Origin of the sequence: Bacillus sp. (in: firmicutes) (assembly GCF_031983925.1) — a bacterium.
Taxonomy (GTDB): domain Bacteria; phylum Bacillota; class Bacilli; order Bacillales; family Bacillaceae_G; genus Bacillus_A; species Bacillus_A pacificus.
This window is the reverse complement of sequence record NZ_DALYZR010000002.1, coordinates 520903-535449: the sequence shown is the minus strand read 5'-3', so window position 1 is coordinate 535449 and position 14547 is coordinate 520903. Positions and strand designations below refer to the sequence as shown.

At 36.3% G+C, this 14547-nt stretch carries 16 protein-coding genes and 1 other annotated feature; all 16 genes read left to right on the top strand.

All coding sequences use genetic code 11. The features are described 5' to 3' along the window. Positions 1-86: 86 nt before the first annotated feature. On the top strand, positions 87-1178 hold the full coding sequence (gene spoVE / locus RTP99_RS08670; RefSeq protein WP_000753510.1) for a stage V sporulation protein E: 1092 nt from the start codon (positions 87-89) through the stop codon (positions 1176-1178). A 102-nt stretch (positions 1179-1280) separates the two neighbouring features. Beyond that, the gene (gene murG, locus RTP99_RS08665) at positions 1281-2375 is read left to right on the top strand and encodes an undecaprenyldiphospho-muramoylpentapeptide beta-N-acetylglucosaminyltransferase (protein WP_001265415.1); all 1095 of its coding nucleotides are present in this window, start codon (positions 1281-1283) and stop codon (positions 2373-2375) included. Positions 2376-2437: 62 nt separating this feature from the next. Further along, a complete protein-coding gene (gene murB / locus RTP99_RS08660; RefSeq protein WP_000437037.1) occupies positions 2438-3343 on the top strand; it encodes a UDP-N-acetylmuramate dehydrogenase in 906 nt (301 codons plus the stop codon). Between the two features lie 98 nt (positions 3344-3441). After that, the gene (gene divIB, locus RTP99_RS08655) at positions 3442-4212 is read left to right on the top strand and encodes a cell division protein DivIB (protein WP_000798232.1); all 771 of its coding nucleotides are present in this window, start codon (positions 3442-3444) and stop codon (positions 4210-4212) included. Between the two features lie 400 nt (positions 4213-4612). Beyond that, a complete protein-coding gene (gene ftsA, locus RTP99_RS08650; RefSeq protein ID WP_001087553.1) occupies positions 4613-5920 on the top strand; it encodes a cell division protein FtsA in 1308 nt (435 codons plus the stop codon). 39 nt (positions 5921-5959) lie between these two features. After that, positions 5960-7114, top strand: coding sequence for a cell division protein FtsZ (gene ftsZ / locus RTP99_RS08645; RefSeq protein WP_000888991.1), 1155 nt, complete (start codon positions 5960-5962; stop codon positions 7112-7114). A 322-nt stretch (positions 7115-7436) separates the two neighbouring features. After that, positions 7437-8354, top strand: coding sequence for a sigma-E processing peptidase SpoIIGA (spoIIGA, locus tag RTP99_RS08640; protein ID WP_000261996.1), 918 nt, complete (start codon positions 7437-7439; stop codon positions 8352-8354). 19 nt (positions 8355-8373) lie between these two features. Then, the gene (sigE, locus tag RTP99_RS08635) at positions 8374-9093 is read left to right on the top strand and encodes an RNA polymerase sporulation sigma factor SigE (protein WP_000976948.1); all 720 of its coding nucleotides are present in this window, start codon (positions 8374-8376) and stop codon (positions 9091-9093) included. A 157-nt stretch (positions 9094-9250) separates the two neighbouring features. Then, entirely contained in the window at positions 9251-10030 is a 780-nt protein-coding gene (sigG, locus tag RTP99_RS08630; RefSeq protein WP_000197753.1) for an RNA polymerase sporulation sigma factor SigG, read from the top strand. Between the two features lie 167 nt (positions 10031-10197). After that, positions 10198-10482, top strand: a complete 285-nt coding sequence (locus tag RTP99_RS08625; RefSeq protein ID WP_011040609.1) for a YlmC/YmxH family sporulation protein — start codon at positions 10198-10200, stop codon at positions 10480-10482. 118 nt (positions 10483-10600) lie between these two features. Beyond that, on the top strand, positions 10601-11419 hold the full coding sequence (gene pgeF, locus RTP99_RS08620) for a peptidoglycan editing factor PgeF (RefSeq protein WP_001209018.1): 819 nt from the start codon (positions 10601-10603) through the stop codon (positions 11417-11419). After that, a complete protein-coding gene (locus RTP99_RS08615; protein ID WP_000218173.1) occupies positions 11416-12090 on the top strand; it encodes a YggS family pyridoxal phosphate-dependent enzyme in 675 nt (224 codons plus the stop codon). Before pgeF ends, RTP99_RS08615 begins: the two co-directional genes overlap by 4 nt. 19 nt (positions 12091-12109) lie before the next feature. Next, positions 12110-12580 (top strand): cell division protein SepF, encoded by a 471-nt coding sequence (locus tag RTP99_RS08610; protein ID WP_000119138.1) that lies wholly within the window; start codon positions 12110-12112, stop codon positions 12578-12580. Between the two features lie 6 nt (positions 12581-12586). Beyond that, positions 12587-12850 carry a YggT family protein gene (locus RTP99_RS08605; protein WP_000450921.1) on the top strand — a complete coding sequence of 88 codons (264 nt, stop codon included), beginning with the start codon at positions 12587-12589 and terminating at the stop codon, positions 12848-12850. A gap of 15 nt (positions 12851-12865) precedes the next feature. Next, positions 12866-13633, top strand: coding sequence for a YlmH family RNA-binding protein (locus RTP99_RS08600; RefSeq protein ID WP_000029727.1), 768 nt, complete (start codon positions 12866-12868; stop codon positions 13631-13633). 89 nt (positions 13634-13722) lie between these two features. Continuing rightward, positions 13723-14229: a septum site-determining protein DivIVA gene (gene divIVA, locus RTP99_RS08595; protein ID WP_001131612.1), complete on the top strand. Its 507-nt coding sequence runs from the start codon at positions 13723-13725 to the stop codon at positions 14227-14229. 51 nt (positions 14230-14280) lie between these two features. Then, positions 14281-14505 (top strand) — a binding site (T-box leader). Positions 14506-14547 lie beyond the last annotated feature (42 nt).

The window sequence follows — 14547 nt, the reverse complement described above, 5'->3', positions numbered from 1 at the left end:
AATCAAAACATCAGTAGGCTAACACCTACTGATGTTTTGTTACATAGGGCAAAAGTTTCTGCCTAAAGAGGTGGTGTTTATGGGTAATGAAGAAAACGCCTGATTTTATTCTCATCATCGTTACACTTGCGTTGTTAACAATCGGAATGATTATGGTTTATAGTGCGAGTGCGGTTTGGGCCTCTTATAAAATGGGGGACTCATTCTTTTTTGCAAAAAGGCAATTGCTATTCGCAGGTCTTGGTGTAGTGGCTATGTTTTTTATTATGAAAATTGATTATTGGGTGTGGCGTACGTATTCAAAAGTAATTTTGCTAGTTTGCTTCATTCTTCTTATTCTCGTTCTTATTCCTGGAGTAGGTCTTGTTCGAGGAGGAGCGCGAAGTTGGATTGGAATCGGGGCATTTTCCATTCAACCGTCCGAATTTATGAAGTTTGCGATGATTATTTTCTTAGCGAAATTTTTAGCGGAACGACAAAAATTAATTACCTCTTTTAAACGTGGTTTACTACCAGCTCTAGGTTTTGTATTTCTTGCTTTCGGAATGATTATGTTACAGCCGGACCTTGGCACAGGAACGGTAATGGTTGGGACATGTATCATTATGATATTTATCTCAGGAGCAAGGGTCTTTCACTTTGCAATGTTTGGTTTGCTTGGTGTAGCAGGATTTGTAGGGCTAATTGCATCAGCACCGTATCGGATGAAACGTATTACATCATATTTAGACCCGTGGTCAGATCCGCTTGGAAGTGGATTTCAAATTATTCAATCGTTACTCGCAATTGGACCAGGTGGATTATTCGGGCTTGGACTTGGACAAAGTAGACAAAAGTTTCTTTATTTACCTGAACCGCAAACAGACTTTATATTTGCAATCTTATCCGAGGAATTAGGTTTTATTGGTGGTTCATTTGTGTTATTATTATTTAGTCTATTATTATGGCGTGGGATTCGTATAGCTTTAGGAGCGCCAGATTTATATGGTACGTTTTTAGCAGTAGGTATTGTGGCGATGATTGCGATTCAAGTAATGATTAATGTTGGTGTTGTAACAGGATTGATGCCTGTTACGGGTATTACTTTGCCGTTTTTAAGTTATGGTGGATCAAGTTTGACATTAATGTTAATGGCAGTAGGTGTATTATTAAATATAAGTCGCCATTCTCGCTACTAAACCCTGTTTTATAAGACAGGGTTTTTCGTATGTGTACGAAGAAACAATATGTATATAGAAATAAATACTGTAATAAGAAAAAGAGAAGCGGAGGAGTTAGTAGTGCGTGTATTAGTAAGTGGTGGGGGCACTGGAGGTCATATTTATCCGGCTCTTGCTTTAATAAGAGAAATAAAAAAATTAAATCCGGAAGCAAGGTTTTTATATATTGGTACGGAGAATGGATTAGAGAGCACAATCGTGCCCAAAGCAGGTATACCGTTTCAATCTATTGTTATAAGTGGATTTAAGCGTAAAATATCGTTAGATAACGTGAAAACGGTGATGCGTTTCCTAAAAGGTGTACAAGATAGTAAACGATATATTCGTCGTTTTAATCCAGATATTGTAATTGGAACAGGTGGATATGTATGTGGACCTGTTGTATATGCTGCGGCAAAATTAGGTATTCCAACTATTGTACATGAACAAAATAGTGTACCTGGTGTAACGAATAAATTTTTAAGCCGCTATGTTGATAAAGTTGCAGTTTGTTTTGAAGCGGCTGCAGAACATTTTCCGCAGTCAAAAGTGGTCATGACAGGAAACCCAAGAGCGTCAGAAGTAATGGATCAAAATGGAATGAAGGGAAAACGTTCAGTAGGTTTATCTCTTCCTAAAAAATCCGTGCTTATTTTTGGTGGCAGCCGTGGGGCTAGACCAATTAACGATGCTTTCGTAGAGGCAATTGAACAGTTTGGAAATAAAAGTTACGAAATATTGTATGTAACAGGTGAAGTTCATTACGACAAAGTGATGGATGCAGTGAAGCAAAAAGGGAATCCGAATAATGTTATTATTAAACCTTTCATTCATAATATGCCAGAAGTACTTACCGGTGTAGACCTGGTTGTCTCAAGGGCTGGAGCAACAACACTTGCAGAATTAACAGCGTTAGGTAAGCCAAGTGTGTTAATTCCGAGTCCTTATGTAACAAATAACCATCAGGAAAAAAATGCACGTTCTGTTGTCGATAAAGGAGCAGCAAAAATGTTGCTTGAAAAAGATTTAACAGCTGAAACACTTATTCGTGATATTGACGAGATTCTATTAGATGCACAAACATTACAAAATATGAAGCTTGCTGCTGGGCAATTAGGTATTCCAGATGCAGCAAATAAGTTGTATGAAGTAATGAATAAGCTTGTAAAAAAATAACGTTAGGTGAACGCCCTGCATACTACTGTAATAAGGATGCTTAGTATGGGGGAGATTGGTTTATGGAGCAATTAGTAAATGAGCTTATAGAAGCAAATGTTGGTCGTGTGTTAGTGGATGAACCGTTAGCACGTTATACAACTATGAAAATAGGTGGACCAGCTGATATTTTAATTGTGCCAAAGCATGTTGCCGGTATTGAAAAAACGTTGCAGTTAGTAAAGAAATATAAAACAAAGTGGACTGTAATTGGTCGCGGTTCGAACCTTCTTGTATCTGATCTGGGTATAGAAGGTGTCGTTATTCGTTTAGGAGAAGGATTAGACCACTTAGAAGTCGAAAAACATAGGGTAAGAGTTGGTGGTGGGTATCCCCTGATTAAATTATCAACTTTACTTAGTCGTCAAGGGTTAGCGGGTCTGGAGTTCGCAAGTGGTATTCCAGGAAGTGTTGGCGGTGCAGTGTATATGAATGCAGGAGCACATAAATCGGATATATCAAACATATTATCAAAAGCTCTTATTTTGTTTGAAGATGGAACAATTGACTGGTTAACGCATGAAGAAATGGAGTTTTCCTATCGTACATCTGTATTGCAAACGAAACGCCCTGGTATTGTTTTGGAAGCTGAGTTTCAATTACAGATAGGAGAGCGTGAGGGAATTGTAAGTGTCATGCAAAAGAATAAAGATTACCGCCGTGAAACACAGCCATGGAATCACCCTTGCGCAGGAAGTGTGTTTCGGAATCCAATTCCATACTTTGCAGGAGATTTAATAGAGAAGGCGGGACTTCGTGGTTATCAAATAGGTGGAGCTCAAATTTCTGAAATGCATGGGAACTTCATTATTAACACTGGTGGAGCTAGCGCGCAAGATGTATTATCTTTAATAGCATTAGTAAAACAAACAATCAAGGATAAATTTAGCGTAGAAATGCATACAGAAGTAGAAATCATTGGAAGATAACGGTTATTCGTTCCGCTCATTATCATTTATGTTATAATAAGAAGATAAGAACGGCATGAGGAACATGCCGTTCTTTATGTTACGTAGGGGGATCGTACATGAAAAATAGTAAAGTGATTAAACTACAGGATCGTGTACCAAAGTTAAAAAATCAACAGAAAAAAAACAAGAAAAATGTTAATCATCGGTTGATTCTATACATATCAATTTTATTTTTATTAGTGCTCTTTTTAATTTATTTTCGGTCTCCGCTTAGCAATATAAAAAAGATAAGCGTGTTTGGAAATCATTATATGACAGATGAACAAGTGATGAAGGAATCAGGTGTGACATATGATACAAGTTATTTCCGAGTGACAGCACATAAAGCAGAAGAAAACTTAACGAAACGAAAAGAAATTAAAGCAGTAAATGTAAAGAAGCGTTTTCCAAATAAAATTGACGTTCATATTGAAGAATATTTAACGATTGGTTATATAAACAAAGATGGGAAATTACAACCGTTATTAGAGAACGGGAAAACACTTGATGTACTCCCGAACGGAAAACTTCCTGTTGCAGCGCCAATTTTTGAACCTTTTAAAGAGGAGAAAATGAAGGAGTTAATTGCTGAGCTTGAAAAATTAACACCAACTATTTTAAGGTCTATTTCTGAAATTCGTTATTCACCGACAAATGCGAATGAAGACCACCTTACTTTATATATGAATGAAGGGTATGAAGTGAGCACTACGATTCAAAATTTCGCAAAACGTATGGAAGCTTATCCACTTATCTTAAAAACAATTGAGCCAGGTAAAAAGGTATTAATTGACTTAGAAGTAGGGGCGTATACGAAAGAATTAGGAGCAGAAGAAAAAAAAGAATAGAATGATAGTTTTCACTACGTTATTGTAGAAAAAACGAAACGAATGTTCTGCTTGGTGCATAGGAATTTACAAGAATGGTTCATTTGATGAAAAATATGTAAAAATTCTTAGATTCATACTAGGATTGGTACAAGTTTCACTTTTCTATGAGTACATCTTAGTGTAGACTTATACTTGGCGGTAATCTTTACACTTGAAATAGAATTATTTCAAGATAAGCAGTTATTCACAGTTTACTGCAATATTCTTAAATGAATGTTAAATAAAAATAAGAAAAATATAGGGTTAAAAAAGGGAAACGTATAAAGACGTTGAATATTTTTCTTATAAATAGTAAAGTTGCGATTGTTGTTCCATATATTGAGTTGTATGGTATAAATAAAGAAGGAGGTGCCAAAGAATGAACAGCAATGAAATATATGTTAGTCTTGACATCGGTACATCCAATGTTAAAGTCATCATTGGTGAAATGGTTAATGACAGCTTAAACATTATTGGTGTTGGAAATGTAAAATCAAATGGTTTAAAGAAGGGATCGATAGTTGATATAGACGAGACTGTTCGATCAATTAAAAAAGCAATTGAACAAGCTGAGCGCATGGTGGGAATCCACATTGAGCAAGTTGTAGTAGGTGTCAATGCAAACCAGGTACAGCTACTTCCGTGTCACGGAGTAGTCGCTGTTTCAAATGAAGATCGTGAAATCGGGAATGAAGATGTCTTACGCGTTCTAGATGCAGCACAAGTTGTGTCAATTGCTCCAGAACGTGAGTTTATTGATGTGGTACCTCGACAGTTCATTGTAGACGGTCTTGACGAGATTAACGATCCGCGCGGGATGATCGGTGTAAGATTAGAAATGGAAGGTACACTTATTACAGGCTCGAGAACTTTACTACATAACCTACTTCGTTGTGTAGAAAAAGCAGGTCTTGAAATTGTTGATATTTGTCTTCAACCTTTAGCGGCTGCAACAGTTGCTATATCTTCAGATGAAAAAAATAGAGGAGTAGCCCTTGTTGATATGGGGGGAGGATCTACAACTTTATCTATTTTTAAAGATGGAGAGTTACAAGCAACGAGCGTATTACCATTAGGTGGAGACCATATAACGAAAGATATTGCGATTGGGTTGAAAACTTCAACAGAAAATGCAGATCAAATTAAGTTGAAATATGGACATGCTTTTTATGATACAGCGTCGGAAGAAGAGATGTTTACGGTTCCTATTATGGGAAGCGATCAAACAGAACAATATTCTCAGTTGGAATTATCGGATATAATAGAGGCTCGTGTAGAGGAAATTTTAATGTTTGTTCAAGATGAAGTGCGTAAGTTAGGAGTAAAGCAAGTAGCTTCTGGTTATGTACTAACTGGTGGAATTGCTTCTATGCCAGGTGTTCTTGATCTTGCATATGATATTTTACATGAAAATGTTCGTATAGCAACTCCTGATTATATTGGCGTGCGTGAGCCCCAATATACAAGTGGAGTAGGATTAATTAAACATTCATATCAAAAAGCTAAGTTGCGTGGGAAAAATGTGCAGGAAAAACAAGAGCATTTTGAACCAGTACCAGCACCAGCTCCAACGCCGGTACAACAGCAACCTGCGAAACAAAAAACGCGTAATCAAAACAATAATAATCAAAATGATGACCGTATGATGTCAAAAGTAAAACGTGTATTCCGTTATTTATGGGATTAAAATTGGACACGAAAAATGAGGTTCTAGGGGGATTTCGACATGTTAGAGTTTGATACTACTCAAGATCAATTAGCGAATATAAAAGTTATCGGTGTCGGCGGTGGCGGAAACAATGCTGTAAACCGTATGATTGAACACGGTGTACAAGGTGTAGACTTTATCGCTGTAAATACTGATGCACAAGCATTAAATCTATCAAAAGCTGAAACGAAAATGCAAATTGGTGGAAAATTAACACGTGGACTTGGTGCAGGTGCAAACCCTGAAGTAGGGAAAAAAGCAGCAGAAGAAAGTAAAGAACAGATCCAAGAAGCACTTCGTGGTGCTGATATGGTATTCGTAACTGCTGGTATGGGCGGCGGAACTGGAACTGGTGCAGCTCCAGTTGTTGCTCAAGTGGCAAAAGAATTAGGTGCATTAACAGTTGGTGTTGTAACACGACCATTTACATTTGAAGGACGTAAGCGTGCAACACAAGCGGCATCTGGTATTGCGGCATTTAAAGAAAATGTAGATACACTTATTGTAATTCCAAACGATCGCTTATTAGAGATTGTTGATAAAAACACGCCAATGTTAGAGGCATTCCGTGAAGCAGATAACGTATTACGTCAAGGTGTTCAAGGTATTTCTGATTTAATTGCAACACCAGGTTTAATTAACTTAGACTTCGCAGACGTAAAGACAATTATGTCTAATAGAGGTTCTGCTTTAATGGGTATTGGTTCTGGTAATGGAGAAAATCGTGCTGCTGAAGCTGCGAAAAAAGCGATTTCTAGTCCATTATTAGAAACATCTATTGATGGAGCTCAAGGTGTTATCATGAACATTACGGGTGGAGCTAACTTAAGCTTATATGAAGTACAAGAAGCGGCAGACATTGTAGCTTCAGCTTCAGATCCAGAAGTAAATATGATCTTCGGTTCGGTTATTAATGAAGGATTAAAAGATGATATCGTTGTAACTGTAATTGCAACTGGTTTTGATGATACAATTGCAACTCAACCACCAAAACCAATTATCCGTCCGAATGTGAATCACACGCAACAACAGCAACAGCCAGTAGCTCAACCACCAAAACAACGTGAAGTAAAACGTGAAATGAAGCGTGAAGAGCCGGTTGTACATGAGCGTCATTCAGATTCAGATGATATCGATATTCCAGCATTCTTACGTAATCGTCGTAGACGATAAAAGAAAAGGAGCATTTATGCTCCTTTTTTGTTTTATACAGGGAAAAGATCTGCTAAGCAGGTCTTTTTTTATTGTAATTTATTCCGCTTTTTGCTGGGTAGCCCAATTGGTTCAACTAATAATCAGTGGGGGGATGAAGAAAACCCCCACTGATTAAAGTTTGAAAAAAAGATAGCATTCTATGAAACATATACTTTTATTTTTTACCGACAGATTATGTCTAGAAAGCACAAAATAACAAAAAAACACCTCCGCAAATTGACACACTTTCCTATTGGATATGCATTATACTAGTCTCAACTTAAAAAAAGAGGTGAATTGTTTGGTTGTTTACGCCGACGTTGTTTGGTTGTTAAACGCCTGCATTGATTTTCTTTTACTTTTATTAACAGCTACCGTGTTAAAAAAGAAGATCAAAAGATGGAGGCTTGTGTTAGGGGCATTGATAGGTTCAACCATTGTTATTTTTGCCTTTACTCCTTTTGCTTCTGTGATGACACATCCAATTATGAAACTACTGTACTCGTTACTTATTGTGTATACAGCATTTGGGTTTACAACATTTAGAAATTATGCACAAACTGTTTTTACTTTTTACTTTGTAACCTTTATGGTTGGCGGAGGGTTAATGGGCACTCATTTCTTTTTGCAAACGAATGAAATGGTAAATGGGTTGGTTCAATCTCAATCAATTTCTTACGGTGACCCAATTAGCTGGTTGTTTGTTATTTTTGGTTTTCCAGTCATTTATTATTTTTCTAAAAAGCGGATTGAAAGCGTAGAGGTTACAAAAATACACTATGATCAAATTGTGAAATTGAAAGTTCAATTAGCTGAAGAGGAGCTAGAACTTGCAGGCTTAATTGATAGTGGAAATCAACTTTACGACCCGTTAACGAAAACACCTGTTATGATTATGCATATTTCATCGTTAGAACATTGTTTGCCGGCTTGGTTAACAGAACAAATTTATTCCAAAACAGAAATTCCTCAAATACCAGAAAATGATTCTGGGTGGGCGACAAAATTACGCTTAATTCCTTTCCGAGCAGTGGGAGTAGAAAGTCAATTTTTATGGGCAATTAAGCCAGATAGTGTACAAATTTATCATGAAGGAAGTTCTATCGTTGTGAACAAAGTATTGATTGGATTAAATACACAACAGTTATCAACCAATGGAGAGTATCAATGTATTGTGCATCCGAAAATGTTAATTTCGCAAAAAATGGTAATTGCTTAATAATGGGAGGCGGGATAATATGATGAAATTAAAATTTTATTTAGTATACCTTTGGTATAAAGTATTGCTGAAATTAGGAATTAAGACCGATGAAATTTATTACATTGGTGGAAGTGAAGCGTTACCACCGCCGTTAACGAAAGAAGAAGAGGAAGTTCTTTTAAATAAATTGCCAAAAGGAGATCAGGCGGCAAGATCGTTACTGATTGAACGCAACTTACGGCTAGTCGTATATATAGCAAGAAAATTTGAAAATACAGGGATAAATATTGAAGATTTGATTAGCATTGGAACAATTGGTCTTATTAAAGCGGTAAATACATTTAATCCAGAAAAGAAAATAAAATTAGCAACATATGCCTCACGTTGTATCGAAAATGAAATTTTAATGCATTTGCGCAGGAATAATAAAAATCGTTCAGAAGTTTCTTTTGATGAACCGCTTAACATCGATTGGGATGGAAACGAACTTTTATTATCAGATGTATTAGGTACAGACGATGATATTATTACAAAAGATTTAGAAGCGACTGTGGATCGTCATCTTCTAATGAAAGCATTACATCAATTAAATGATCGTGAAAAACAAATTATGGAACTTCGGTTTGGGCTTGCTGGAGGAGAGGAAAAGACGCAAAAAGATGTAGCGGATATGCTTGGGATTTCACAGTCATACATTTCGCGTTTAGAAAAAAGAATCATAAAAAGATTACGAAAAGAATTTAATAAAATGGTGTAAAGAGTAAGGCCAGCCGTTATCTAGGCTGGTCTTATTCTATTTAGTTGTATGAGGAAGGACAACTAAAATGAAAAATGAAGAGAAAACCGCATGCATAAAATCCCCTTCAAAGGAAATACTTTACACTGTACAGCAACTCCCGATAGGAGGGAACACTTTGACGAGAAACAAAGTAGAAATTTGCGGTGTTGATACAGCTAAACTTCCCGTACTAAAAAATGATGAAATGCGTAAATTATTTCGTGAAATGCAAAGTGGAGAGATAAGCGCAAGAGAGAAATTAGTGAATGGAAACTTACGTCTTGTACTGAGCGTCATCCAAAGATTTAATAACAGAGGAGAATATGTTGACGATTTATTTCAAGTTGGTTGTATCGGACTTATGAAATCCATTGATAACTTTGATTTAGGCCAAAATGTAAAATTTTCAACGTATGCTGTGCCGATGATTATTGGGGAAATACGCAGATATTTGCGTGATAACAATCCGATTCGCGTATCTCGCTCCTTACGAGATATTGCGTATAAAGCGTTACAAGTAAGAGAAAAGTTGATTGCAGAAAATTCAAAAGAACCGACAGCAATGGATATTGCAAAAGTGCTTGAAGTGACTCATGAAGAAATTGTTTTTGCTTTAGATGCAATTCAAGATCCAGTTTCATTATTTGAGCCGATTTATAACGATGGGGGAGATCCTATCTTTGTTATGGATCAGTTAAGTGATGAAAAACAAAAGGACGAGCAGTGGGTTGAAGAGTTAGCTCTAAAAGAAGGAATGAAGCGTTTAAATGATCGTGAGAAAATGATTATTCGAAAACGTTTCTTCCAAGGAAAAACACAAATGGAAGTTGCAGAAGAAATTGGGATTTCTCAAGCGCAAGTGTCACGTTTAGAGAAATCAGCTATTAAACAAATGAATAAGACGATTCAAGGATAAGGTTTCACCATTTATGGTGAGACCTTTTTATATGTCATATAGTTTGTTTGCGTTCATAGTAGGGGAGCTGTGTTCATATAATGAAAATAATATGAGGTTGGCAAGAGGATGCTTCCTGTTCATTTGAGAAACAATGTTTTTTCGATTCGTCATATATAAGGGAGAGGATGAAAGTGATACGAATTTCGGAATTACAGATGAAAGATATAATAAATGTTTCAGACGGAAAAAGGCTGGGTAATATTGGAGATATCGAAATCGATATGAACACAGGAAAAATCGAGTCTATTATTATTTCCAAACAGGCACGTATGTTAGGGATCTTTGGGAAAGATATAGAAATTGTAATTCCTTGGAAAGAAATTGTGAAAATTGGGGAAGATGTCATACTTGTTAGAGTAAATCCTGTTAATTCTGTAACAGAATCAATACAAACACCGACAATTTCATAAAGAATATTACAAATTCCTCTTTTTTTTCTGTTAGGATTATGAAAAAATAAAAGTATGGTAAAATAGACAGGAAGTACCATGCTTTTTTATGTTATTTTAATTAAAAGGAGCCGCTATTATGAGAGAGCCATTTAAATATGTGGACGGTATACTGTATTTACAAGCGTGGAAAGAACTTGGGAACATTACTGCTGGATTTACGACAAAAGATGGTGGGGTAAGTACGGGCTCCTTTCATGCGATGAATTTAGGATTACATGTGAATGATATTGCGGAGAACGTTCATGAAAATAGACGCATTTTAGCAAATAAGTTACAAAAACCATTAGAAAACTGGATTTGCTCTGAACAAGTTCATGATCATCATGTTGAAAAAGTAGGAGAACAGGAAAAAGGAAGTGGCGTTTATTCATATGAAGACGGCATTTCAAAAACAGATGGCATTTATACGACTAATAATGATGTTCTTCTAACATCTTGTTACGCGGATTGTGTTCCACTCTATTTTTATGCACCATCACATGGTATGATAGGACTTGCGCATGCTGGATGGAAAGGGACTGTAAAAGAGATTGCAAAAGAAATGATTCAAAAATGGAATGCAGAAGGGATTTCAAGTGATGAAATTCATGTTGCGATTGGACCAGCAATTGGATCTTGTTGTTACGTTGTTGATGATCGAGTGCTAACAGCAGCAGAGCAAGTAGTAAACGGTTCTGTCCCTTATAAAAAAATTTCTGACGGACAGTATGCAATTAATTTAAAAGAAATTAATCGTATACTATGTTTACAAGTAGGCATAAAAGAAGAGAATATTGTAATGTCATCTCTTTGTACAAGCTGTGAAGAGCAACTCTTTTTCTCTCATCGTCGTGATCAAGGTAAGACGGGGAGAATGTTGAGTTTCATAGGTTTTAAGGAGGAAGAAAGCAAGTGACAGTACAAACAAATTTAACAACTGTAAATGAATCAATTAAACAATCTTGCGCACGAGCAGGACGTTCGTTGCAAGATATTAAACTCGTTGCGGTTACAAAAACGGTAGGAATTGAAAAAACAAACGAAGTAATTGAAGCAGGAATTATCGATTTAGGTGAAAATAGAAATGAAGGTTTCTTACAGAAGTACGAACATTTCGGTTCAAAAGTGAATTGGCATTTTATTGGATCATTACAAACGAGAAAAGTAAAAGAAATCATTAATGAAATCGATTATTTACATTCATTAGATCGTCTTTCACTTGCAAAAGAAATTCAAAAACGTGCGGATAAGAAAGTGAAATGTTTTATTCAAGTGAAAACATCATCTGAAGAATCAAAGCAAGGATTGGCAATAGAAGAAACCGTTTCTTTTATTCAAAGTTTGCAAGAATTGGATAAGATTGAAGTGGTTGGACTAATGACAATGGCTCCATTTACAGAAGAAGAGAAAGAAATCAGACGCTGTTTTAAGACATTACGTATGCTACAAACAGAGGTGCAGGAGTTAGAATTGTTACATGCGCCATGTAAAGAATTATCAATGGGAATGTCTAATGATTACACCATTGCAATTGAAGAAGGTGCTACATACATTCGTTTGGGGACGATTTTAGTAGGAAAAGCGTAAAAGGAAGGAGAATCTTATTATGAGTTGGTCAAAAGTAAAATACTTCTTTTTTGATACACCTGAAGAAAAAGAAGCAGCTCAATATAGTTATGAAAAGGAGCAAACAGACATGAAGAAGCAGCAAGATCCGCCAGAACAACAAGATGTTACGTTTCCAAAAGCGCAAACGAAACAAAATGTTGTGAGCATTGAAACAGCGAAGCAATCTTCAAAAGTTGTTTTATTAGAACCACGCACATATTCGGAAGCGCAAGGAATTGCGGACCATTTAAAAGGTAGACGAGCTGTTGTGATTAATTTACAACGAATGTCTACGGATCAGGCTGTACGTATCGTTGACTTTTTAAGTGGTACTGTATACGCTATAGGCGGGGACATTCAAAAAATAGGACCGAAAACATTTATGTGTACGCCTGAAAATGTAGATATTGTTGGTGCAATTTCAGAGTTATTCGGTGAAGAAGAAGATACAAATATAAAGAGGTGGTAATACGCCATGGAAACCGTTTTAAGACTTTTAGTTTATGCTATCGAGATTTACTCGTGGGCACTTATTATTTACATTCTCCTATCATGGTTCCCAGGTGCAAAGGAATCAACTTTCGGAGAGTTTCTTGCGCGTATTTGTGAACCATATTTAGAACCATTTCGCAGATTTATTCCGCCGCTTGGTATGATTGATATTTCGCCACTCGTTGCGATCTTTGCTTTAAGACTTGCGACAAATGGCTTGGTAAGTTTATTCGGCTATTTCTTATAGTAAGAGGTTATATGTATGAGCATCTACGAGCATTTTAGACCTGATGAAGTGGTCTTTGTGGATAAAGTGTTAGAGTGGAAGCGAGCAGCGGAGTACCATCAAGTGAAGTTAACAGACTTTCTTGATCCAAGACAACAACAAATTGTCACGATGGTAATAGGACAAGGAGATGTTGCTGTACAGTTTGATGGTGCAACGTCTCAAGCAGAGCGCAAAAGAGCACTCATTTATCCGGACTATCTAGTAGTAAATGAAGAGGAATTTCAAGTAGAAGTATTGGAAATTGACTATCCTTCCAAGTTTTATACGCTAGAGCATAGGCAAATATTAGGTACATTTATGTCTCTCGGTTTAACGAGAGAAAAATGTGGTGATATTTTGCTTCAAGAAGATCGTGCCCAAATTGTAGTCGCGAAAGAAGTTGTATCTTATATTGAGATGAACTTACAATCTATAGGAAAAGTGAAAGTCTCCTTATCACCAGTGCAAGGGGAAAAAATTCTACAGATACAAGAAACGTGGGGGGAGAAATCCGGAACAGTTTCTTCACTTCGTTTAGATGTTATGTTAGCTGAAATGTTACATATATCTAGGCAAAAAGTACAACCTTTCATAAAAAATGGTTTAGTAAAAGTGAATTGGAAAACAGTGGAGCAAACCTCTTATGAATGTTATCCAGGAGATGTTTTTTCAGTGAGAGGACATGGACGCAGTAAATTGTTTTCTGTAGAAGGTAGAACAAAGCGCGACAAATGGAGAATTTTGTATGGTATACTAAAATGATTGGTTTTTTAGAAGGAAATCCTCCTATTTTGTCGAAGAAAAGATATAATTGAAAGAGGAAATTTAGATAACTACTTGGAGGTGGCGTTGTGCCGTTAACACCATTAGATATTCATAACAAAGAATTTGGTCGCGGATTCCGTGGCTATGATGAGGATCAAGTAAATGAGTTTCTTGATCAAATTATCAAAGATTATGAATTAGTCATTCGTGAGAAAAAAGCTTTAGAAGAACAAGTTGCGCAATTAGAAGGGAAGTTAGATCATTTCTCTAATATTGAAGATACGTTAAACAAATCTATCGTTGTTGCACAAGAAGCAGCGGAAGAAGTAAAACGTAATGCGCAAAAAGAAGCAAAATTAATTGTACGTGAAGCTGAAAAGAATGCAGACCGTATTATTAACGAAGCTTTAGTAAAATCAAGAAAAGTTGCTTTTGATATTGAAGAGCTAAAGAAACAAGCGAAAGTATTCCGCACTCGTTTCCGTATGTTATTAGAAACACAGCTTGAAATGTTAAACAACGATGATTGGGATAAACTAATTGAGTTAGAAGACGAAGTAGACGAGCTGTTGAAAAAAGAAGAAACAGTGTAAGCTTGACGTTTTTCTCATTATTACATATAATTTTAAACAACATATTTATTAAGAAAAACGAAGATAGGGATAAGTACCTTTTTCATACCTTATATAGCGAACTGAGGATGGTGTAAGCTCAGGATAAGGAGATAATGGGAATATCACCCTGGAGTTCCGCGCTGAACAAATAGAGTAAGCGTAGGCGTATATTCGCGTTAAGAATATAAAGAGGATTGTATACATACGTATAGGATCTACTAGGGTGGTACCGCGGGAGACTTTCTCGTCCCTTTTTGGGATGAGAAAGTCTCTTTTTTATTCCGTTTTTTAGGTCTT